Source organism: Starkeya nomas, from assembly GCF_902703545.1.
Classification (GTDB): Bacteria; Pseudomonadota; Alphaproteobacteria; order Rhizobiales; family Xanthobacteraceae; genus Ancylobacter; species Ancylobacter moscoviensis.
Genome location: NZ_CACSAS010000001.1, coordinates 4,523,140 through 4,542,900, shown reverse-complemented (window position 1 = coordinate 4,542,900; position 19,761 = coordinate 4,523,140). Strand labels below are relative to the sequence as shown.

Annotated in this window: 22 protein-coding genes; 12 read left to right on the top strand and 10 right to left on the bottom strand. The window is 71.2% G+C overall.

Annotation, left to right across the window (positions count from 1 at the left end):
* Window positions 1-215: 215 nt before the first annotated feature.
* A complete protein-coding gene (locus tag STARVERO_RS21470; protein WP_159601445.1) occupies window positions 216-1,142 on the bottom strand; it encodes a methyltransferase domain-containing protein in 927 nt (308 codons plus the stop codon).
* A 77-nt stretch (window positions 1,143-1,219) separates the two neighbouring features.
* Here STARVERO_RS21470 and STARVERO_RS21465 point away from each other — a divergent pair, with 77 nt between their 5' ends.
* The 5 genes from STARVERO_RS21465 (at window position 1,220) to STARVERO_RS21445 (ending at window position 6,345) form a co-directional block, all read left to right on the top strand.
* Window positions 1,220-2,317, top strand: a complete 1,098-nt coding sequence (locus STARVERO_RS21465) for a ligase-associated DNA damage response exonuclease (protein ID WP_159601443.1) — start codon at window positions 1,220-1,222, stop codon at window positions 2,315-2,317.
* Window positions 2,314-4,065: a cisplatin damage response ATP-dependent DNA ligase gene (locus STARVERO_RS21460; RefSeq protein ID WP_159601441.1), complete on the top strand. Its 1,752-nt coding sequence runs from the start codon at window positions 2,314-2,316 to the stop codon at window positions 4,063-4,065. Before STARVERO_RS21465 ends, STARVERO_RS21460 begins: the two co-directional genes overlap by 4 nt.
* Window positions 4,066-4,068: 3 nt before the next feature.
* The gene (locus STARVERO_RS21455) at window positions 4,069-4,338 is read left to right on the top strand and encodes a DUF6460 domain-containing protein (RefSeq protein ID WP_144341821.1); all 270 of its coding nucleotides are present in this window, start codon (window positions 4,069-4,071) and stop codon (window positions 4,336-4,338) included.
* 18 nt (window positions 4,339-4,356) lie between these two features.
* On the top strand, window positions 4,357-5,682 hold the full coding sequence (locus tag STARVERO_RS21450; protein WP_159601439.1) for an MATE family efflux transporter: 1,326 nt from the start codon (window positions 4,357-4,359) through the stop codon (window positions 5,680-5,682).
* 129 nt (window positions 5,683-5,811) lie between these two features.
* On the top strand, window positions 5,812-6,345 hold the full coding sequence (locus STARVERO_RS21445; protein ID WP_422802165.1) for a c-type cytochrome, methanol metabolism-related: 534 nt from the start codon (window positions 5,812-5,814) through the stop codon (window positions 6,343-6,345).
* A 136-nt stretch (window positions 6,346-6,481) separates the two neighbouring features.
* Here STARVERO_RS21445 and STARVERO_RS21440 read toward each other — a convergent pair whose 3' ends face one another.
* The 3 genes from STARVERO_RS21440 to STARVERO_RS21430 all read right to left on the bottom strand — a co-directional run bounded on the left by STARVERO_RS21440 (window position 6,482) and on the right by STARVERO_RS21430 (window position 9,489).
* Window positions 6,482-7,570 (bottom strand): quinone-dependent dihydroorotate dehydrogenase, encoded by a 1,089-nt coding sequence (locus tag STARVERO_RS21440; protein ID WP_159601437.1) that lies wholly within the window; start codon window positions 7,568-7,570, stop codon window positions 6,482-6,484.
* A gap of 5 nt (window positions 7,571-7,575) precedes the next feature.
* Complete coding sequence (locus STARVERO_RS21435) at window positions 7,576-7,938, bottom strand: DUF952 domain-containing protein (RefSeq protein WP_159601435.1); 363 nt, start codon at window positions 7,936-7,938, stop codon at window positions 7,576-7,578.
* A 108-nt stretch (window positions 7,939-8,046) separates the two neighbouring features.
* Window positions 8,047-9,489, bottom strand: a complete 1,443-nt coding sequence (locus STARVERO_RS21430; RefSeq protein ID WP_159601433.1) for a pyridoxal phosphate-dependent decarboxylase family protein — start codon at window positions 9,487-9,489, stop codon at window positions 8,047-8,049.
* Between the two features lie 207 nt (window positions 9,490-9,696).
* Here STARVERO_RS21430 and STARVERO_RS21425 point away from each other — a divergent pair, with 207 nt between their 5' ends.
* The gene (locus STARVERO_RS21425) at window positions 9,697-10,323 is read left to right on the top strand and encodes a S24 family peptidase (RefSeq protein WP_159601431.1); all 627 of its coding nucleotides are present in this window, start codon (window positions 9,697-9,699) and stop codon (window positions 10,321-10,323) included.
* Between the two features lie 73 nt (window positions 10,324-10,396).
* Here STARVERO_RS21425 and STARVERO_RS21420 read toward each other — a convergent pair whose 3' ends face one another.
* Window positions 10,397-10,654 (bottom strand): YMGG-like glycine zipper-containing protein, encoded by a 258-nt coding sequence (locus STARVERO_RS21420; protein ID WP_144341816.1) that lies wholly within the window; start codon window positions 10,652-10,654, stop codon window positions 10,397-10,399.
* A 216-nt stretch (window positions 10,655-10,870) separates the two neighbouring features.
* Here STARVERO_RS21420 and STARVERO_RS21415 point away from each other — a divergent pair, with 216 nt between their 5' ends.
* A complete protein-coding gene (locus STARVERO_RS21415; protein ID WP_144341815.1) occupies window positions 10,871-11,506 on the top strand; it encodes a peroxiredoxin in 636 nt (211 codons plus the stop codon).
* 361 nt (window positions 11,507-11,867) lie between these two features.
* On the opposite strand, the gene STARVERO_RS21410 is transcribed toward STARVERO_RS21415, so the two are convergent.
* Genes STARVERO_RS21410 through def form a run of 3 tightly spaced genes read right to left on the bottom strand, consistent with a single transcriptional unit; the run spans window position 11,868 to window position 13,844 of the window.
* The gene (locus STARVERO_RS21410) at window positions 11,868-12,332 is read right to left on the bottom strand and encodes a GNAT family N-acetyltransferase (RefSeq protein WP_159601429.1); all 465 of its coding nucleotides are present in this window, start codon (window positions 12,330-12,332) and stop codon (window positions 11,868-11,870) included.
* Window positions 12,329-13,246 (bottom strand): methionyl-tRNA formyltransferase, encoded by a 918-nt coding sequence (gene fmt / locus STARVERO_RS21405; RefSeq protein WP_144341813.1) that lies wholly within the window; start codon window positions 13,244-13,246, stop codon window positions 12,329-12,331. The genes STARVERO_RS21410 and fmt overlap by 4 nt, the downstream gene beginning before the upstream one ends.
* A gap of 43 nt (window positions 13,247-13,289) precedes the next feature.
* A complete protein-coding gene (gene def, locus STARVERO_RS21400) occupies window positions 13,290-13,844 on the bottom strand; it encodes a peptide deformylase (RefSeq protein ID WP_159601982.1) in 555 nt (184 codons plus the stop codon).
* A 110-nt stretch (window positions 13,845-13,954) separates the two neighbouring features.
* Here def and STARVERO_RS21395 point away from each other — a divergent pair, with 110 nt between their 5' ends.
* The 3 genes from STARVERO_RS21395 to STARVERO_RS21385 all read left to right on the top strand — a co-directional run bounded on the left by STARVERO_RS21395 (window position 13,955) and on the right by STARVERO_RS21385 (window position 16,437).
* Window positions 13,955-15,151: a DNA recombination protein RmuC gene (locus STARVERO_RS21395; protein WP_159601427.1), complete on the top strand. Its 1,197-nt coding sequence runs from the start codon at window positions 13,955-13,957 to the stop codon at window positions 15,149-15,151.
* Between the two features lie 96 nt (window positions 15,152-15,247).
* A complete protein-coding gene (locus tag STARVERO_RS21390; protein ID WP_144341810.1) occupies window positions 15,248-16,147 on the top strand; it encodes a LysR family transcriptional regulator in 900 nt (299 codons plus the stop codon).
* A 110-nt stretch (window positions 16,148-16,257) separates the two neighbouring features.
* Window positions 16,258-16,437: a DUF1328 domain-containing protein gene (locus STARVERO_RS21385; RefSeq protein WP_144341809.1), complete on the top strand. Its 180-nt coding sequence runs from the start codon at window positions 16,258-16,260 to the stop codon at window positions 16,435-16,437.
* Window positions 16,438-16,551: 114 nt separating this feature from the next.
* Here the strand turns inward: STARVERO_RS21385 and STARVERO_RS21380 are convergent, their stop codons facing one another.
* Both STARVERO_RS21380 and STARVERO_RS21375 read right to left on the bottom strand, forming a co-directional pair.
* Window positions 16,552-17,103 (bottom strand): sigma-70 family RNA polymerase sigma factor, encoded by a 552-nt coding sequence (locus STARVERO_RS21380; RefSeq protein ID WP_186291839.1) that lies wholly within the window; start codon window positions 17,101-17,103, stop codon window positions 16,552-16,554.
* Window positions 17,100-17,300, bottom strand: a complete 201-nt coding sequence (locus STARVERO_RS21375; RefSeq protein WP_244616961.1) for a NepR family anti-sigma factor — start codon at window positions 17,298-17,300, stop codon at window positions 17,100-17,102. The genes STARVERO_RS21380 and STARVERO_RS21375 overlap by 4 nt, the downstream gene beginning before the upstream one ends.
* A 236-nt stretch (window positions 17,301-17,536) precedes the next feature.
* On the opposite strand from STARVERO_RS21375, the gene STARVERO_RS21370 reads away from it, so the two are divergent.
* Both STARVERO_RS21370 and STARVERO_RS21365 read left to right on the top strand, forming a co-directional pair.
* Window positions 17,537-18,340, top strand: coding sequence for a response regulator (locus tag STARVERO_RS21370; RefSeq protein WP_144341807.1), 804 nt, complete (start codon window positions 17,537-17,539; stop codon window positions 18,338-18,340).
* Between the two features lie 22 nt (window positions 18,341-18,362).
* The gene (locus tag STARVERO_RS21365) at window positions 18,363-19,685 is read left to right on the top strand and encodes a sensor histidine kinase (RefSeq protein ID WP_144341806.1); all 1,323 of its coding nucleotides are present in this window, start codon (window positions 18,363-18,365) and stop codon (window positions 19,683-19,685) included.
* The last annotated feature ends 76 nt before the right edge of the window (window positions 19,686-19,761 follow it).

Genomic DNA, 19,761 nt, shown 5'->3' with positions numbered 1-19,761 from the left:
GGCACCTCCGCATGACGGGGGCTTTGGGACAAGGAGCGCCGTCATGCCCGGGCTTGGCCCGGGCATCCACGACTTGGGCCGGGGCGCGGGCAGGAAGGCGTGGATGGCCGGGACAAGCCCGGCCATGACGGTGAGAGAACGGGGAGGATCGGGCCGAGCCCGGCCATGACGGCGCGGATGGGCCGGGTGGGTCCGCCCATTTGGCGGCCAAGCGGTCAGCTTTCGCGCATCCCCACCACCACCAGCCCCGGCACCGGCTCGCCCTTTTCCTTGCGCACCCATTCGTCCGTGAGAAGCCGCAGGGCCAGACCGGCCTCGGCGAGCGCGGCGCGGACATAGGCTTCCGCATGGGCGAAGCGCAGCGTGTCGCGCAGCAGGACGCCCTCCCCGCCATGCGTCTCGGTGGTGAAGGCGAGCAGCCCGCCCGGCTCCAGCACGCGGCGCGCTTCCGCCAGCACCGGGCCCAGCCCGTCGAGATAGCAGAAGGCGTCGCCCGCGAAGATGAGATCGGCCTCGCGCGCCGGCCGCTCCTTCAGGAAGGCCACCATCTCGCCCACGGCCAGCGCGTCGTAGATCTTCCGGCGCCGGGCGTGGGCGACCATGTTGGGCGAGATGTCGACGCCCTCCATGAAGCCGATGCGCTGGACCAGCCGCGCCCCGACCAGCCCCGTGCCGCAGCCGAGATCGAGCCCGCGGGCGAAGGCATAGGGCCGCTCCAACGCGGCGCAGGCGGCCTCCAGCGCGCGGTCGATCAGCTCCGGGCCGCGATAGTCCAGCCGGGCGAGGGCGACGTCGAAACGGTCCGCATACTGGTCGAACAGGACGCGCACATAGGCCTCGCTCATGCTCGCCACCTCGCCTTCGAGCCGGGCGAGGCGCAGCGCCGCGCCGAACGTGTCCCCGGGATCGAGGGCAAGCGCCTGCCCGAAGGCCTCGCGCGCCTGCGCGGCGTCGCCCGCCGCTTCCCGCGCCTCGCCGAGCAGGAACCAGCCGGGGGCGTAATGGCCGGCGCGGGCCACCGCTTCGGCCAGAAGCTCGGCGGCGTCCGCCGCGTTTCCCTCCTGCATCAGCGCGCGCGCCCAGTCGATCCGGCGATCGACAAGCGGGTCGCCGGACGAACGGATGAGCCTGCCTGCACTCATGCGGGTGGTTCTCTGACGATGGGCCTCCGCGAGGCGTCTCGCGGAAATCGGGCGCGCCGCCCTATATATCTTCCGCGATGCGCCCGGAAGAGCTTCTCCATTCCACGCCACAGGGACTTTACTCGCCCGCCGGCGACTTCTTCATCGACCCGACGCGGCCCGTGGCCCGCGCGCTCATCACCCATGGCCATTCCGACCATGCGCGCGCCGGCCACGGCGCGGTGATGGCGACGCGCCGGACGCTCGACATCATGGCGATCCGCTACGGCGAGGGCTTCGCCGGGACGACGCAGGCGGCCGCCTATGGCGAGCGGCTGGAGGTGAACGGGGTCGGCATCACCTTCCACCCGGCCGGGCATATCCTCGGCTCGGCGCAGATCGCGCTGGACCGGCAGGGCTGCACCATCGTCGCCTCCGGCGACTACAAGCCGGGAGCCGACCCGACGGCCGAACCGTTCGAGCCGGTGCCCTGCCACGTCTTCATTTCCGAGGCGACCTTCGGCCTGCCGGTGTTCCGCCATCCCGATCCGGCACAGGAGACGGCGAAGCTGACCGCCTCGCTGGCGCTGTTTCCCGAGCGGGCGCATCTCGTCGGCGCCTATGCGCTGGGCAAGGCGCAGCGGGTGATGGCGCTGCTGCGCGCCGCCGGGCACGAGCGCCCCATCCTGATCCACGGCGCGATGGAGCGGCTGACCGACTATTACCGCTCCGAGGGCATCGCGCTCGGCGCGGTCCACCTCGCCCGCGACGCGGCGCCGGCGGAGCTGGCGGGCGCGGTGGTCATCTGCCCGCCCGGCGCGATGACCGACCTGTGGTCGCGCCGCTTCCCCGATCCGGTCACCGCCTTCGCCTCGGGCTGGATGCGCATCCGCGCCCGGCAGAACGGCGTGGAACTGCCGCTGATCATCTCCGACCATGCCGACTGGGACGACCTCCAGGCCTCGATCCTCGCCACCGGCTGCGAGGAGCTGTGGGTGACGCACGGCCAGGAGGACGCGCTGGTGCACTGGGCGGGGCTCGCCGGGCTGAGGGCGCGCCCGCTGCACATGGTGGGCTATGGCGAGGAGGAGGCGGAGACGACCGCCGCCCCGGACACGGCCGCCCCGGACACGGCCGCCCCTGACACGGCCGCCCCTGACACGCCCGCCCCGGAAAGCCCGGAGACGCAGCCGTGAACCGCTTCGCCGCGCTGCTCGACCGGCTCGCCTACGAGCCGCGCCGCAACGGCAAGATCGCGCTCATCGCCGATTATTTCGCCCACACGCCCGACCCCGAGCGCGGCTGGGCGCTGGCGGCGCTCACCGGCGCGCTCTCCTTCCGCAACGCCAAGCCGGGGCTGATCCGCCAGCTCATCTCCGAGCGCACCGACCCGGTGCTGTTCGCGCTCTCCTACGACTATGTCGGCGATCTCTCGGAGACGGTGGCGCTGATGTGGCCGGCCCCGCCACGGGCGATGCCGACGCCGGGCGACCCCTCACCCAGCCCTCTCCCCGCGGGGAGAGGTGAAGAGGACGTCCCCCTATCCGCCATTGTGCACGCCCTCACCCATATGGGCCGCGCCGAGCTGCCGGCGGTGCTCGCGAGCCTGCTCGACCGGCTCGACGAGACCGGCCGCTGGGCGCTCCTGAAGCTGATCACCGGCGGGCTGCGCATCGGCGTCTCCGCCCGCCTCGCCAAGACGGCGGTGGCGGCGCTGGGGGAGCGCACGCCGGACGAGATCGAGCTGGTGTGGCCGGGGCTGAAGCCGCCCTATGAGGCGCTCTTCGCCTGGGCGGAAGGGCGCGGCGCGCGCCCGCAGACCGACGACCCCGCGCCGTTCCGCCCGGTGATGCTCTCCCATCCGGTGGAGGACGGGGATTTCGGGAGCCTCGACCCCGCCGATTTCCGCGCCGAATGGAAATGGGACGGAATTCGCGTGCAGGCGGTGCGGGCGGCCGGCGCCGACGGGCGGCACGTGACGCGGCTCTACAGCCGCACCGGCGAGGACGTCTCCACCGCCTTCCCGGACCTTGCCGGCGCGCTGGCCTTCGACGGTGCGGTAGACGGCGAATTGCTGATCCTGCGCGAGGGGCGGGTGCAGTCCTTCAACGTGCTGCAGCAGCGGCTGAACCGGAAGGTGGTCTCGCCGAAGCTGCTCACGGAATTCCCCGCCCATATCCGCGCCTACGACCTGCTGGTGGAGGCGGGCGAGGACCTGCGCGACCTGCCCTTCGACGCGCGGCGGGCGCGGCTGGAGGCGCTGGTCGCCGCCCATCCGCGCGACGGGCGGATCGACCTCTCGCCGCTGGTGCCGTTCGCGACGTGGGACGAACTCGCGCAGGCGCGGGCCGACCCGGCCTCCCACGGCGCGGGCGCCGACGCCGAGGCGGTGGAAGGGGTGATGCTGAAGCGCGCCGACAGCTTCTACCTGCCCGGCCGGCCCAAGGGACCGTGGTGGAAGTGGAAGCGCGACCCGCACAGCGTCGACGCCGTGCTGATGTACGCCCAGCGCGGGCACGGCAAGCGCTCTTCCTACTACTCGGACTACACGTTCGGGGTGTGGACCGGCGAGCGCTCCGGCGAGGGCGAGCTGGTGCCGGTGGGCAAGGCCTATTTCGGCTTCACCGACGCCGAGCTGATGGAGATCGACCGCTTCGTGCGCCGCCACACCGTCAACCGCTTCGGGCCGGTGCGCGAGGTCGTGCACACGGCCGCCGAGGGGCTGGTGCTGGAGGTGGCGTTCGAGGGGCTGGCGCGCTCCGCCCGCCACCGCTCGGGCCTCGCCATGCGCTTCCCCCGCATCGCCCGCCTGCGCTGGGACAAGCCGCCGGGCGAGGCCGACCGGCTGGCGACGCTGGAGCGGATGATCGGGGAGGAAGGCCACGCTCCCCGCCGGCCTTCGGGCGTGCTAGGGAAGGCGAAATCGCCCATCGGAGGAGCGTGATTCATGTCCGACAACAACGTCGCCCGCTGGATGGGCGGTTCGCCCTTCTGGGTGCTGGTCCGCCTCGTGCTGCTGTCGGTGGTGGTCGGCGTCATCCTCTCCGCGCTCGGGCTCGACCCGCTGAACATCCTGTCGAGCCTGGAGAGCCTGGTCCGGCACCTGTTCAATTTCGGCTTCGACACGGTGGAGCGGCTGTGGCGCTATTTCCTGCTGGGCGCCGTCATCGTCATCCCGCTCTGGCTGATCACCCGCGTCGCCGGGCGCGGACGCTGATGCCGTGAGCCTGATGCCGTGAGCCTCGCCGCCGCCGGCCGGGTCGAGGTCTCCTCCCGGCGCTTCCTGACCATCGCGCTGCCGGCGACGCTGGCGCAGATGACGACGCCGCTGCTCGGCCTCGTCGCCACCGGCGCCATCGGCCGGCTGGGCGACGCGGCGCTGCTCGGCGCGGTGGCGGTCGGGGCGCTGCTGTTCGACTTCGTGTTCTGGATCTTCGGCTCGATCCGCATGGGCACGGCCGGGCTGACCGCGCAGGCGCTCGGCCGGCGCGAGACGATGGAGCTGCGCGCCGTGCTGGTGCGCGCGCTGCTGATCGCCGCCGCCATCGGGCTGGTGCTGATCCTCGTGCACGCCCCGCTCTCCTCCCTCGCCTTCCTGGCGATGGGCGCCAGCGAGGAAGTGCACGTGGCGGCGGCGCTCTATTTCTCGGTGCGCATCCTCTCCGCCCCCTTCGCCATCGGCAACTTCGCCATCCTCGGCTGGCTGGTCGGCATCGCCCGCACCGATATCGGCCTCGGCCTGCAGATCCTCATCGCCGCGGTGAACGCCGCCGCCACGGTGCTGCTGGTGCTGCACTGGGATTTCGGCATCGCCGGCGCGGCGGCGGCCAATGTGCTGGCGGAGGCGGTCGGCACGCTGTTCGGCCTCGGCGCCGCCGCCCGGCTGATCGGACGCGACTGGCGGATGCCCTGGCGCGCCGTGCTCGACCGGGCGCGGCTGATCGAGACCGTGGCGGTGAACAGCGACATCATGATCCGCACGGCGCTGATCATGAGCGTGCTGCTGTTCTTCACCGCGCAGGGCGCCCGCCAGGACGACGCGACGCTGGCGGCCAACGCCGTGCTCTACAACATCGTAATGGTGACGGCCTTCTTCCTCGACGGCTTCGCCACCGCCGCCGAGCAGATCTGCGGCCAGAGCGTGGGCGCCAAGGACGGGCCCGGCTTCCGCCGCGCCGTGCGCATGGTGCTGTTCTGGGGCTTCGGTTTCGCCGCGCCGGCGACGCTGCTCCTGATGGCCGGCGGCGGCGGCGTCATCGACCTGCTTTCCGCCAACGAGGACGTGCGCCGGGTCGGCCGGGAGTTCCTGCCGCTCGCGGCGCTGACGCCGCTGCTCGGCGTCGCCGCCTTCGCCTATGACGGCATCTATGCCGGCTCCACCTGGGCGCGCGACATGCGCAACCTGATGTTCCCGGCGGTGGCGCTGTTCTTCCTCGCCTGGTGGCTGACCCTGCCGCTCGGCAATACCGGGCTGTGGCTCGCCTATCTCATCTTCATGGCCGGGCGCGGCCTGTTCCTGGCGCTGCGGCTGCCGGCGCTGGAACGGCGCACCTTCGCCTGAAGGCACCGGGTCGGCGTCCCGGCCATGCCGGGCGCCGGCTTGACCGGCCCGGCCTCCAGCGGGAGGATCGCCCGTGCCCCGGCCCGCCACGACGCCATGGAACGAGAAGCCGGAGCGCCGGGGAACGCCATGACCATGCGCAACGGGGCCAACGCCACGCTTCTTGTCGCGCTTCTTCTCGCGCTTCTGCCATTCGCGCCGTCGCCGGTGGGGGCGGACGGATCGGGCGATCCGGCGCCCGCCAGTTCCTCCGGCGGCGAGTACAGCGACCGGCAGGGCAACCCGACCTACAAGATCGACAAGGACGGCACCGTCGACTGGTACACCTCGGTCGGCTACCTCCGCTACACCGCGAACTGCATGCAGTGTCACGGCCCGGACGGGCTCGGCTCGAGCTTCGCCCCCTCGCTCGTCGACGCCTTGCAGACGCTGGGCTACGAGCGGTTCCTCGACACCGTGACCAACGGCAAGAAAACGGTGAACACGAGCCAGGAGCTGGTGATGCCGGCCTTCGGGGTGAACCCGAACGTCATGTGCTATGTCGAGGCCATCTTCATCTATCTGCGGGCGCGCTCGGACGGCGCCCTCGGCCGGGGCCCGCCGCAGAAGAGCGCGCCGCGACCGGCCGGCTACAGCGCCACGGAAAACGCCTGCATGGGCTAAAAGCCCTTCACCGCCCCGCACGCGCCATGAAGGCGCCGGAGCGTTTCATGGTTTAGCGGAACCATTGAAACGCTCTGGATTTTTGAGTTGTCGCATTTCTTCACGCGAACCGGTGCCCGCTTCGCTCGAAAAGGCTCTAGGCGGGGAACGGCGAGGCGACCAGATCGCGCGCGCGCCGCCCGGTGAGCGCGGGCAGCGCCACGCCTTCCTCGACGAGGCGGTCCAGCAGCCCCTGCTTGATGCGCGGCACCAGCCCCAGCCCCTCATAGACCAGCGCCGAATAGAGCTGGATCAGGCTCGCGCCGGCTTCCAGCTTGGCGATCGCCGTCTCGGGGCTGTCGATGCCGCCGACGCCGACCAGCGGGAAGGCACCCTCGGCGCGCACATAGACCTCGGCCAGCATGCGGGTGGACAGCGGGAACAGCGGGCGGCCGGAAAGCCCGCCGGTCTCCGCCTTGAAAGGCGAGCGCAGCGTGGCCGGGCGGGCGATGGTGGTGTTGGAGACGATCAGCCCGTCGATGCGGCGCCGGCGCGCCACTTCCACCACGCCGTCGAGATGGGCCAGCGCGAGATCGGGCGCGATCTTCAGGAGCAGCGGCACCTGCGGGGCGACGCGGTCGCGCGCCTCCATCACCCGCGCCAGCAGGTCGTCGAGCGCGTGCTCCTCCTGCAGGTCGCGCAGCCCTGGCGTATTGGGCGAGGAGACGTTGGCGGTGAAGTAGCAGGCGAGGCCGGCGAAGGCGGAGATGCCGGCGACATAATCCGCCGCGCGATCGACCGAATCCTTGTTGGCCCCGACATTGACGCCGACGATGCCGGCGCACGGACGGCCATGGCCCTTGCGGCCGGCGAGGCGCGCGGCGGCCGGCGCATGGCCGCCGCTGTTGAAGCCGTAGCGGTTGATCACCCCCCGATCCTCGGCGAGGCGGAAATTGCGCGGGCGCGCATTGCCCGGCTGCGGGCGCGGGGTGATGGTGCCGACCTCGACGAAGCCGAAGCCGGCGCCGAGCATGGCGTCGGGCACCTCGGCCTCCTTGTCGAAGCCCGCCGCCAGCCCCACCGGATTGGGAAAGCGCATGCCGAACGCCTCCACCGCGAGGCGCGGGTCGTCCACCGGCACGGGGCGCGCGGGCAGCGCGGACAGCGCGCGGATGGCGAGGCCGTGGGCGGTCTCCGGGTCGAGCAGGCGGGCGACCGGCAAGGCGAGATCGAGAAGCGTGCTCATCGCCTTCAGTCCTCCAGCGCCGGGAAGAGATGCCGCCCATCCGGCGCCAGCGGCAGCGGGCGTACCCACGCCACCGCATCGAGGGCGAGCGGGCCGTAGAGATGGGGGAACAGCGCGCCGCCGCGCGAGGGCTCCCAGCGCAGCCGCGCGGGATCGAGGCGCGCGGTGCGGATGGCGACCAGCAGCAGGTCGTCCTGCCCGGCGAAATGCTTCGCGGCGGTCTCGGCGACCTGGGCGCTCGTGGAGAAGTGGATGAAGCCGTCCCGCACGTCGACCGGCGCGCCCGCGAAGCGGCCGGCGGCTTCCGCCGCCTGCCAGAGCGCGCGCGGCGCGATCTTGTAGATGAGGCCCGTCTCTCCCGTCGTCATGTCGCCCCCTCTGCGCCCGGCCGCGCCCGCACGCGCCCGTATCCCCCGACAGCCGGCGTGTCTTAGAGCCCTTTCCGTCCGGAGGAAACCGTCCGAAGGGACAAGGCGCTAGCGGCCCACAGCGGCGCAGGCGACGGAGCGCCAGCAGCGCCGGATCGCTTCCGCCGAGGCACGGATGTCGTCCTCTCCCGTCGCATAGCCGATGATGGAGACCCGCATCGCCCAGCGGCCCCGCCATTTCGCCCCGCCGGCGAAGCAGGTGCCGTCCGCCTGGACGGCGGCGATGGCGGCGAGGGTGAGCGCGTCGCCCTCCTCCTCCGGCCTGTCCGCGCCGAAGCGCACCAGCACCTGGTTGAGCACCACCTCGTTGATCACGGCGATGCCGGGCTCGCCCTCGAGCAGCTCCGCCAGCAGCCGCGCCTGCACGCAATGGCGCTCGACCATCGCGGCGATGCCGGCGCGGCCGAAATGGCGCAGCAAGGCCCAGGTGGCGAAGCCGCGCGCGCGGCGCGACAGCTCCGGCACGTAATGGGAGGGGTCGCGCTCGGTGCCGCCCGCCGGCGGCAGGTAGCTCGCCGCGATGGTCATGGCCCGGCGGTGCGCCTCGGCGTCGCGCACGATGGCGTAGCCGCAGTCGAAGGGCGTCTGCAGCCATTTGTGGCCGTCCGTCGCCCAGGAATCGGCGCGTTCCACGCCGTCCGCCAGCCCCGCGCGGGAGGGACAGGCGCGCGCCCACAGGCCGAAGGCGCCGTCCACATGCACCCAGGCGCCGCGCGCATGGGCGCGCCCGACGATGTGGGCGTGCGGATCGAAGGCGCCGGTGTTGATCTGCCCGGCCTGGGTGACGACGATCAGCGGGCCGTCGCCGGCGGCGTCGGAGGACAGGGCCGCGTCGAAGGCCTCGGGGCGCATGACGCCCTGCGCATCGGTCGCCACGCGCAGCAGGCTCGCCGCGCCGAAGCCGAGATATTGCAGGGCGGAGAACACGCTGGCATGGGCCTCGTCGCCGATGACCACGCGCACCGGCGGGGCGCCGAACAGGCCCTTCGCCTCGACGTCCCAGCCGACCCGGCGCAGCACCGCGCCGCGCGCCGCCGCCAGGCCGACGAAGCTCGCCATGGTCGCGCCGGTGACGAAGCCGACGGAGGATTCCGGCGGCAGGCGCAGCACGTCGAGCAGCCAGCGGGCGGCGACCGTCTCCGACGCCGCGGCGGCGGGGGCCGCCACATGGTTCGCGGTGTTCTGCCCCCAGGCGGCGGTGAGCCAGTCGGCGGCGAGGCCGACCGGGTGCGAGCCGCCGATGACCCAGCCGAAGAAGCGCGGGCCGGTGGTGGCGTGAAGGCCGGGGCCGGCGCAGCGCACCAGATCCTCGATCACGCCGGGGCCGCCCTCGCCCTCCTCCGGCAGCACGCCGTCGAAGGCGCGGACCGCCTCGGCATAGGTTGAGGCGGACTGCGGCGCGGGCGGCGCGGTGCGGTAGGCGGCGGCGTGCCGCGCGGCGCGCATCAGCAGCGCCTCGACCTCGTCCTGCCTCTCCTCGTGCTCCGGCATTCGCGCCCCCTGTTCGATGGGCGGCCATCCTAGGCACCGCCGCCGCGCTGTCCAGATGACCACAAGGGGGTGTGCGCAAGGGCGGCGGAAGAGCTGTGGAGATGGCGGGCGGCCGGCGCGGGCCGGGGCCCCGATCGCGGCTGGACTTCGATCGGATTAGGGTATAATTCCTATGTTTCCGACAAAAATCCGCTTTTCAGGCGCCCCATGCTGACCCATGCCCAGATCTGGCGGGCCGTCGACCGGCTGGCCGAGCAGCACGGCCTGAGCGTCTCCGCGCTCGCCAAGCGCGCCGGTCTCGACGCCACCACCTTCAACCGCTCCAAGCGCGAGGCGCCGGACGGGCGGGCGCGCTGGCCCTCCACCGAGAGCATCGCCAAGATCCTCGCCGCCACCGGCACCGGCCTCGACGATTTCATGGCGCTGATCGACGGCACCGGCACGGCGCGGCGCTCCATCCCGCTGATCGGCTTCGCGCAGGCGGGCGGCGGCGGCTATTTCGACGATGCGGGCTTTCCGGTCGGCGGCTCGTGGGACGAGATCGTCTTCCCCAATGTCGGCGACGAGCACGCCTATGCGCTGGAGATCGCCGGCGATTCCATGCTGCCGCTCTACCGCGACGGCGACGTGGTGGTGGTCTCACCGGCCGCGCCGGTGCGGCGCGGCGACCGCGTGGTGGTGAAGACCCGCGAGGGGGAGGTGCTGGCCAAGGAGCTGAAGCGCCGCACCGCCCGGACGGTGGAGCTGCGCTCGCTCAACCCCGAACATCCCGACCGGCTGCTGCAGGAGGGCGAGATCGCCTGGATCGCCCGCGTGCTGTGGGCGAGCCAGTGACGCCTGCGGAGCCGCCGGCCCCGGATGCGCGGACGGCCCACGACGGGGCCGCCCGTTCCCGTTCTCCGGCGCGTCAGCAGCGCACCGGCACCATGCGGCCGTAATAGTCACGGGCGTAGCAGTCGCCCGGCGAGGTCGCCGCGCCGATCACCGCGCCCGTGCCGGCGCCGACCGCCGCACCGATCGCCGCTCCCCGGCCGCCGCCGGCGATGCCGCCGATGACCGCGCCCGTGCCGCCGCCGATGAGCGCGCCGCCGGCCGTACGCTGCTGCGTGGTGGTGCAGGCCGCGAGGCTGAGCGCGACGACGGAAATGGCAACGATCTTACGCATGACTTCCTCTCCAGATCTGTCGCGGCACCCGCCCCCGCGACCCGTGGGCACGCCGGCGGGAGGGGCCCGACCGGCGCAATAGCGTCCGACAGCGTAAACGTCGCCGGCCGCCTCCGGTTCCGATATTACCGCACATGCGTGGAATTGCGCTTCCTATCGCGCTAGCGCGAAGTATAATACAAAAACAGTAGAATTTTATTCCGTCTGGAGACTGCCATGACCATCCGCCTTGGGGATGTCGTCCCTGATTTCGACGCCGAGACCACCGAAGGCCCCATCCGCTTCCATGAGTGGCTCGGGGATTCGTGGGGCGTGCTGTTCTCCCACCCGAAGAACTTCACGCCGGTCTGCACCACCGAGCTGGGGCAGGTCGCGCGGCTGAAGCCGGAATTCGACCGCCGCAACGTGAAGGTGATCGGCCTGTCCGTCGACCCGCTCGACGCGCATGCCAAATGGTCGGACGACATCGCCGAGACGCAGGGCTACGCGCCGAACTTCCCGCTCATCGCCGACCCCGAGCGCAAGGTCTCTGACCTCTACGACATGATCCACCCCAACGCCTCCGACACGCTGACGGTGCGCTCGGTGTTCGTCGTCGGGCCGGACAAGAAGCTGAAGCTCTCCCTCACCTATCCCGCGAGCGCCGGGCGCAATTTCGACGAGATCCTGCGGGTGATCGACTCGCTCCAGCTCACCGCCACGCACGCCGTCGCCACCCCGGCGAACTGGAAGGACGGCGACGACGTGATCATCGTCCCCTCGGTCAGCGACGAGGCGGCGAAGGAGAAGTTCCCGCAGGGATGGAAGACGCTGAAGCCCTATCTGCGCATCGTCGCCCAGCCGGGGAAGTGAGCGGCTGGCTCCAGAAGCCCGGCGGCGCACTCCCGCATGACAGCGTCATCCCCGGGGTCGCCCCCGGGGATCCACGACTTCTTCGACAGCCAAAGGCGTGGATGGCCGGATCAAGTCCGGCCATGACGATGTTCTCTGTCAAAGGCCGTCCGGGATGACGGCTGGCTCAAGAACACCGTCATCCCCGGGCTTGGCCCGGGGATCCATGACGTCGGTGGCGGGAAAGACGTGGATGGCCGGGTCAAGCCCGGCCATGACGGCGCGAGGGGGGACAGGGCCTTCGCCTCTCCCCGGGCTTCGTCTCTGACACGGCTTCGCCCCGAGGCCCCGCTTCCTTCGCGAGGCCCTCGCTTCCAGCGCCTCAGCGGCCGGTCGGCTTGCGGTACTGGATGAAGCCGGTGCGCTCGGCGACGGCGTTGTAGAGGCGCTGCGCGGTGGCGTTGGTCTCGTGGGTCAGCCAGTAGACCTTGGGCGCCCCCTGCGCGGCGGCGGCCGCGTGGACGTGCTCGATCAGCCGGCGGCCGAGGCCCTGGCCGCGCTGGCCGGCATCGACGAACAGGTCGTTGAGGTCGCACACGTCGCCGACCGCCCAGGTCGAGCGGTGGAAGAGCCAGTGGGCCAGCCCCACCGCCCGCCCCTGCGCGTCGAGGGCGAGGGCGCCGTGCACCGGCTCGGCGGGGTCGATCAGGCGCCGCCAGGTGGTCTCGCTCACCGCGTCGGGCAGTTCCGCCTCGTAGAAGGTGAGATAGGCCTGCCAGAGCGGCAGCCAGAGCGCGTGGTCCGCCGGCGCCAGGGCGCGGATGGTGCTCGTCGGCGTCGCGTTCATTCCAGCACCGTGCCCTTTTCCAGATCGCTGCCGCGCAGGAAATCCGGCGCCGCCATCGCCCGGCTGCCCGCCTTCTGCACCTCCACCAGCCGCACCGCGCCCGACGCGCAGGCGACGGTGAGCCGGTCGTCCAGCAACTCGCCCGGCCGGCCGGCGCCCTCCGCCCGCGTCGAGCGCAGCACCTTCACGCGGGTGCCGGCGAGTTCGAACCACGCGCCGGGGAACGGCGAGAGGCCGCGAATATGGTCGTGCACCGCCTTCGCCGGCTGCGCCCAGTCGATGCGGGTCTCGCCCTTCTCGATCTTGGCGGCGTAGGTGACGCCCGCCTGCGGCTGCGGGGTGAAGGACAGGCCGCCGCGCTCCAGCGCCGCGAGCGCCCGCGCCATCAGATCCCCGCCCACCACCATCAGCCGGTCGTGCAGCTCGCCGGCGGTCATGTCCGCGCCGATGGGCACGCGCTCGACGAGGCCGACCGGGCCGGTGTCGAGCCCGGCCTCCATCTTCATCACCGCGACGCCGGTCTCCGCGTCGCCGGCCATGATGGCGCGCTGGATCGGCGCGGCGCCGCGCCAGCGCGGCAGCAGCGAGGCGTGCAAATTGAGGCAGCCGAGCTTCGGCAGATCGAGGATGGCCTGCGGCAGGATGCGCCCATAGGCCACCACCACGGCGGCGTCCGCCTCAAGCGCGGCGAAGGCGTCGACCGCCTCCTCGCCCTTCAGCGTCGCGGGGGTGAAAACGGGAATGCCGAGCCGTTCGGCCGCGCGGTGCACCGGCGAGGGCACCAGCTCCAGCCCGCGCCGGCCCGCCTGCGCGGGAGCGCGCGTATAGGCGGCGACCACCTCGTGGCCGCTGCCGACGATCTCGACCAGCGTCGGCACCGCGAAATCGGGCGTGCCCATGAAGACGATGCGCATGAGGACTCCCGGTCGGTGCGGAAGGGGGCGGCCGGCGGCGGGATCAGACCCCGTCGCGCTCCTTCTTGGCGAGCTTGGTGAACTTGGTCATCACCCGGTCGCGCTTGAGCTTGGAGATGTGGTCGATGAACAGCACGCCGTTGAGATGGTCGATCTCGTGCTGCACGCAGGTGGCGAGCAGCCCGTCGGCGTCGATCTCCCGCGTCTCGCCGTTGAGGTCCATGTAGCGCACCCGCACGCGGGCGGGACGCTCCACGTCCGCATAATATTCCGGGATCGACAGGCAGCCTTCCGCGTAGACCGAAAGCTCCTCCGAGGCGGAGACGACCTCCGGGTTGATCAGCGCCAGCGGACGCTTCTCGACCTCGCGCTCGTCGCCCTCCTCCCGGTCCTCGGCCTCGCGCGGGCCGACATCGATGGTGACGATGCGCTCGGGCACGCCGACCTGGATCGCGGCCAGGCCGATGCCCGGCGCGTCATACATGGTCTCGAACATGTCCTCGACGATGGCGCGCACGCGCGCATCGACCCGCACCACGGGATCGGAAATCAGCCGCAGGCGGGAATCGGGAAGGATAACGAGAGGGCGTATCGACATGCCGTTCAGATAAGCGCTGGCCCGCCCGCGGTCAACGGAGGCGCGGCGGCGCGCCGCGCCGATGTTCACTTTCCGTTCGCTCACCCGGCCGAATCTGCTAGAAGGACGCGATGGATCAGGTTCTGTTCGTCCTCGGCACGCACCCGGTGACGCTGGCGCAGGTGCTCGCCGGCGCGGGGGCGCTCGGCTTCCTGCTGCTCGTCGCCGTGCTGCGGGCGATCTCGCGCAGCGCCCGGCAGAACGCCGCCGAGGCCGACGAGCAGGCCCGCCGCGCCGACGAGCTGGAGGAACAGCTCGCCGCGCTCTCCCGGACGCAGGCGGAAACCATCGGCCGCGTGCAGTCCATGGCCGAGGTGCTGGCCCAGCGGCAGGGCGAGCTGGCCCGCGCCGTCGCCGAACGGCTGGACGCCACCACCCACCGCATGGGCGAGAGCCTGGCGCGCTCGGCCGAGGCGACGCATGAGAACCTCGCCAAGCTGAACGAGCGCCTCGCGCTGGTCGATCAGGCGCGGCTCTCGCTCGGGGAACTGTCCGGGCAGGTGATGAGCCTGCGCGAGACGCTCTCCAACAAGCAGGCGCGCGGCGCCTTCGGCGAGGGACGGCTGCAGGCGATCATCGCCGACGGCCTGCCGCGCGACAGCTTCGCCTTCCAGCACACGCTGGCCAACGGGCGGCGCGCCGACTGCGCGATCTTCCTGCCCGGCGACAAGCGCCCGCTGCTCGTCGATTCGAAGTTCCCGCTGGAAGCGGTGACCGCCTTCCGCGAGGCGCAGACCGAGGAGAGCCGCCGGCAGGCCCAGACCCGGCTGAAGGGCGATGTCGGCAAGCATGTGAAGGACATCGCCGAGCGCTACCTCGTCAGCGGCGAGACGCAGGACATCGCGTTGATGTTCGTGCCCTCGGAATCGGTCTATGCCGAGCTGCACGAGCATTTCGACGAGGTGATCCAGCAGGCGTTCCGCGCCCGCGTGGTGATCGTCTCGCCTTCGCTGCTGATGCTCGCCGTGCAGGTGGTGCAGGCGATCTGCAAGGATGCGCGCATGCGCGAGCAGGCGGACCTCATCCGCGCCGAATGCGGCAGGCTGGTCGCCGATGTCGTGCGGCTGCGCGACCGGGTCGGCAACCTGCAGAAGCACTTCGGGCAGGTGAACGAGGACGTGGCGCAGGCGCTGACCTCCGCCGACAAGATCGCCAAGCGCGGGGCGCGCATCGAGCAGCTCGAATTCGAGGGCGAGGCGATACCGGCCGGCGAGCCGGATCTGCCGGACACGCTGCCCCTGCTCGGCCTGCGCGGCGCGGCGGAATAGCGCCGGCTGATTTTCATCGCTCCAATTCGCAGGCGCGGCGCGCTCTGATAGTCTGATAGAATCTTTCTATCGTGCTCGCATCAGGAAGCGTCCCGCGTGATCGACCGTTTCGAACTTCTGCTCGCGCTCGCCAAGGAGCGTCATTTCGGCCGCGCGGCGGAAGCCTGCGGCGTCACCCAGCCCACCCTTTCCGCCGGCCTGAAGCAGCTCGAGGAGCAGCTCGGCGTGCGCCTGGTCGAGCGCGGCTCGCGCTTCATCGGCTTCACGCCGGAGGGCGAGCGGGCGCTGCAATGGGCGCGCCGGGTGATCGGCGACGTGCGCGCCATGCGCCAGGAGATCGCCGGCATGCGCAAGGGCCTCAGCGGCCATCTGCGCATCGCCGCCATCCCCACCGCCATGCCGATGCTCTCCGAGCTGACGACGCCCTTCCACGAGAAGCACGGCGACGTGCGCTTCACGCTGATCTCGGCGAGCTCCAACGAGGTGCTGCGGCTCATCGAGAACCTCGAGGCCGACGCCGGCGTCACCTATCTCGACAACGACCCGCTCGGCCGGGTGAAGACGGTGCCGCTCTACAAGGAGGGCTACCGCTTCCTCACCTCCGCCGACGCGCCGCTGGGCAACCGCGCCAAGGTGACGTGGCAGGAGGTCGGGCGGGTGCCGTTGTGCCTGCTCACCCCCGACATGCAGAACCGCCGCATCGTCGACAAGCAGCTCGCCGAGGCCGGCCACAGCATCACGCCGATGCTGGAGGCCAACTCCACCATCGCGCTGCTCTCGCATGTGCGCACCGGCAAATGGGCGAGCGTCGTCGCCAACACGCTGGCCGACGTGTTCGCCTTCCCCGCCAGCATCCGCTCGATCCCGATCGAGGGGCCGGAGGTGGAGCACCAGATGGGCCTCGTGGTGCTCGACCGCGAGCCGATGACGCCCATCGTCACCGCGCTGCTGGCCGAGGCCCGGGCGATCGCGCCGGCGCTGTCGGAGCGGATGTAGCCGCGCGCCGGCGTCTCCACGCGCCGGGCGGGAACCCTCTGCCGGCTCGGCGGTTGTTCCGGCGACGCGGGCGCGCTCCGGCGCGCCGCACCGTAGCAGTGGAGGCATTCATGCTCGGCTGGGCGCTCACCTTCCTCGTGATCGCGCTGATCGCCGCGGTGCTGGGTTTCGGCGGCATTGCCGGCACCGCCATCGAGATCGCCAAGATCATCTTCGTGGTCGCCATCATCCTGTTTGTCGTATCGGCCGTCGTCGGCTTGCTGCGCGGCCGCTCCGGCCGGGTTCCCTGAACCCGGACCTCGCCGCATGGCGGCGATCAAAGGGACGCCCCCGGGCACGCCCGGGGGCGTCCCCGCTTTCAGACACCGGTTTCGGGAGGGATGGCGGGGGAAGGCGCGCCGGCCTCAGGCGCGCTCGGCGGCGAGCGCGGCGCGGGTGGTCCGGTCGGGACCGAAATCCTCGCCATCCTCGATGGCCAGCAATTCGCCCAGGCGCTTGCGGGCGCGGTTGACGCGGCTCTTGATGGTGCCGACGGCGCACTGGCAGATGTCGGCGGCCTCCTCATAGGAGAAGCCGGACGCCCCCACCAGAACCAGCGCCTCGCGCTGGTCGGGCGGCAGCTTTTCGAGCGCGGCGCGGAAATCCTCGAAATCCAGATGCGTAGTCTGGTCGGGATTGCTGGTCAGCGTGGCGGCGAAGGCGCCGTCCGAATCCGGCACCTCCCGCCGCCGCTTGCGGTATTCCGAGCGGAACAGGTTGCGCAGGATGGTGAACAGCCAGGCCGGCAGGTTGGTGCCGGGCCGGAAGCTCGCAATATTGGCAAAGGCCCGCAGCAGCGTCTCCTGCACCAGATCGTCGGCGCGATCGACGCTGCCGCTGAGCGAGATGGCGAAGGCCCGCAGATTGGGTATCGCGGCGATGATCTCGTCGCGCAGCGCCGGGTCGACCTGGCTCACCGCGCGCCTCCGCTCTCGTCGGAAGTGCCCGCCTTGGGCCGGTCCAGCTGCGCCAGCAGATCCATGAACCGGTCCGGCACGCCCTGGCGCACCACGTCGTCATACATGGCGCGCAGATGCTGGCCGATCTTCGCCTGGATATCGCCCCCGAGAGCGCCGCCGGAACCCCGCCCCGCTTCGGGCATGAGGGTATCCATGTTCGCGGGCTGGCCCTCGGACTGATCGTCGTTCATAGTCTTCTTTCCCGACATTGAGCCCCCGAATACGTCAAGAGGGAGGACGGCTCCGTCGCTTCATGCCCATCCATAACGGGCCAGCGGCAGGACGGTTCCAGAACCGGAGCGCAATTCCCCGGTTTTCATTCCATAGTGGAACCCGAAGCTTCATGGCGCGTTAATGAGCGCTTCACCTTTGCAGCATCGGGGAGACGCGAGTGAGCACTTCTCAACTGGTCGCGCAGCACCTGCCGTTCCTGCGCCGCTATGCGCGCGCGCTCAGCGGCAGCCAAGCCGCGGGCGACGCCTATGTCACGGCCCTTCTCGAAACCCTCATCGCCGACCCCGGCACCCTCGCTCCCGACATCGATCCGCGCGTCGCGCTCTACCGCCTTCTCACCCGGCTGTGGGATTCGGTGACGCTCAACGCGGAGACCGAACAGGCGCCCGCCCCGGTGCAGGGCGAGCGGCGCCTGAGCCATATCACCCCCGTCGTGCGGCAGGCCTTCCTGCTCGTCTCGCTCGAAGGCTTCAACGAGGAGGATGCCGCCGCCGTGCTCGATATCGATGTGCCGACCCTGCGCAATCTGGTCGAGGATGCCGGCCGCGAACTGGCGGAAGAGATCGCCACCGACGTCCTCATCATCGAGGACGAGCCCTTCATCGCCCTCGACCTCGAGGGGCTGGTGGAAAGCCTCGGCCACCGCGTGACCGGCATCGCGCGCACCCGCACCGAGGCGGTGGAGCTGGCGCGGCGCAAGGCACCCGGCCTGATCCTCGCCGACATCCAGCTCGCCGACGGCTCCTCCGGCCTCGACGCGGTGAACGACCTGATCGCGCAGGTCGAGGTGCCGGTGATCTTCATCACCGCCTATCCCGAGCGCTTCCTCACCGGCGTGCGGCCGGAGCCGGCCTTCCTCATCGCGAAGCCCTTCCAACCCTCCACCGTCGCCGCCGTGATCAGCCAGGCGCTGTTCTTCGAGCGACGGGCGCGCCCACGGGAGCAGCGCGCCACCGCCTGAGCCCCGTGTGATGGCGTCCGCGATGCCGTTCCTTCCCTTCGACAACCTCGACAACGCCGCGCGCTGGGTAACGGTCCTCTCCTCCTTCGCCATCGCGGTGGGACTGCTGCGCCTGCTGCACGTGCGCCAGAATCTCTCCGGCCGCTCGCGGCTGCTGGCCTCGCTGCTCATCGCGCAGGTGCTGATGTTCGGCCTGCTGTCGCTGCTCGTCATGTTCGACGGCAGCGGGATGCCGTGGCTGCGAAGCGCCGTGCGTATCGGCATCGCCACCCTCAACGCCATCGGCGCCGTCGCGCTGTGGACCAATTTCAGGGCGCTGGCGAGCCTGCCCTCGCCCGGCCATGTCGCCAGCGAGCAGCGCCGCCTGACGCTCGAACTGGCCACCGCGCTGCAACGCTACGAGATGGCGCTGCGCGGCTCCAACGTGGCGATCTTCACCCAGGACCGGGCGCTGCGCTACACCTCGGTCAGCAAGCCGCTGTTCGGCGCGCCGGTCGACCAGGTGCTGGGCTCGACCGATACCGAGCTGCTGGGCGAGGCCCGCGCCCGCCCGCTGAACCTGCTCAAGCGCGACTGCTTCGCCGCCGCCGCCGCCCGCAAGGGCGAGACGGAGATGGAGGAGAACGGCAGCAAGCGCTGGTACGACATCCATGTGGAGCCGCTGCGCGACCTCGCCGGCACCATCGTCGGGCTGACCGGCGCGGCGGTGGACGTGACCGAGCGCAAGGAGAACGAGCAGCATCTGCGCCTGCTGATGCGGGAGCTGACGCACCGCTCGAAGAACCTGCTCGCCGTCATCCAGGCCATGGCCCGCCAGACCGCGCGCCATGCCGGCTCGATCGACGAGTTCGTCGAGATCTTCAGCGCCCGCCTGCAGGCGCTCTCGCGCTCGCACGACCTGCTGGTGCAGGAGAGCTGGCACGGCGCCTCGCTGAACGACATGGTGCGCTCGCAGCTCGGCCATCACATCGACCGCGAGAACAGCCAGGTCACCATCAAGGGGCCGAACATCTTCCTCAAGCCCGAGGCGGCGCAGAACATCGGCCTCGCCCTGCACGAGCTCTCCACCAACGCCGCCAAATACGGCGCGCTGTCGGTGCCGACGGGGCATGTCGACATCATCTGGGCGCGGCGCATGGCGGAGGCCGGCGGCGGCTTCGAGCTCTCCTGGCGCGAGAGGGGCGGCCCGCCCGTCACCACGCCGACGGGACGCGGCTTCGGCTCGCTGGTGATCGAGCGCAACCTCGCGCGCGCCCTCGACGGCGAGGTGCAGCTGGAATTCGCCCCCGGCGGCCTGATCTGCAATGTCAGCGTTCCCGAGCACCACCTGACCGCCGAGCGATAGGCGCGCAGGTCCGCTCCCGGGCTCATCCGGCATCCTGCCGCGCGCGAAAACGTGATCGCGCGCGGAAAAACCCGGA

Excerpts from the sequence above, each read along its gene's own strand:
- STARVERO_RS21470 (WP_159601445.1), bottom strand. The coding sequence starts at position 1,142 with ATGAGTGCAGGCAGGCTCATCCGTTCGTCCGGCGACCCGCTTGTCGAT.
- STARVERO_RS21465 (WP_159601443.1), top strand. The coding sequence starts at position 1,220 with ATGCGCCCGGAAGAGCTTCTCCATTCCACGCCACAGGGACTTTACTCG.
- STARVERO_RS21455 (WP_144341821.1), top strand. The coding sequence starts at position 4,069 with ATGTCCGACAACAACGTCGCCCGCTGGATGGGCGGTTCGCCCTTCTGG.
- STARVERO_RS21445 (WP_422802165.1), top strand. The coding sequence starts at position 5,812 with ATGACCATGCGCAACGGGGCCAACGCCACGCTTCTTGTCGCGCTTCTT.
- STARVERO_RS21440 (WP_159601437.1), bottom strand. The coding sequence starts at position 7,570 with ATGAGCACGCTTCTCGATCTCGCCTTGCCGGTCGCCCGCCTGCTCGAC.
- STARVERO_RS21435 (WP_159601435.1), bottom strand. The coding sequence starts at position 7,938 with ATGACGACGGGAGAGACGGGCCTCATCTACAAGATCGCGCCGCGCGCG.
- STARVERO_RS21430 (WP_159601433.1), bottom strand. The coding sequence starts at position 9,489 with ATGCCGGAGCACGAGGAGAGGCAGGACGAGGTCGAGGCGCTGCTGATG.
- STARVERO_RS21425 (WP_159601431.1), top strand. The coding sequence starts at position 9,697 with ATGCTGACCCATGCCCAGATCTGGCGGGCCGTCGACCGGCTGGCCGAG.
- STARVERO_RS21420 (WP_144341816.1), bottom strand. The coding sequence starts at position 10,654 with ATGCGTAAGATCGTTGCCATTTCCGTCGTCGCGCTCAGCCTCGCGGCC.
- STARVERO_RS21415 (WP_144341815.1), top strand. The coding sequence starts at position 10,871 with ATGACCATCCGCCTTGGGGATGTCGTCCCTGATTTCGACGCCGAGACC.
- STARVERO_RS21410 (WP_159601429.1), bottom strand. The coding sequence starts at position 12,332 with ATGAACGCGACGCCGACGAGCACCATCCGCGCCCTGGCGCCGGCGGAC.
- fmt (WP_144341813.1), bottom strand. The coding sequence starts at position 13,246 with ATGCGCATCGTCTTCATGGGCACGCCCGATTTCGCGGTGCCGACGCTG.
- def (WP_159601982.1), bottom strand. The coding sequence starts at position 13,844 with ATGTCGATACGCCCTCTCGTTATCCTTCCCGATTCCCGCCTGCGGCTG.
- STARVERO_RS21395 (WP_159601427.1), top strand. The coding sequence starts at position 13,955 with ATGGATCAGGTTCTGTTCGTCCTCGGCACGCACCCGGTGACGCTGGCG.
- STARVERO_RS21385 (WP_144341809.1), top strand. The coding sequence starts at position 16,258 with ATGCTCGGCTGGGCGCTCACCTTCCTCGTGATCGCGCTGATCGCCGCG.
- STARVERO_RS21375 (WP_244616961.1), bottom strand. The coding sequence starts at position 17,300 with ATGGATACCCTCATGCCCGAAGCGGGGCGGGGTTCCGGCGGCGCTCTC.
- STARVERO_RS21365 (WP_144341806.1), top strand. The coding sequence starts at position 18,363 with ATGCCGTTCCTTCCCTTCGACAACCTCGACAACGCCGCGCGCTGGGTA.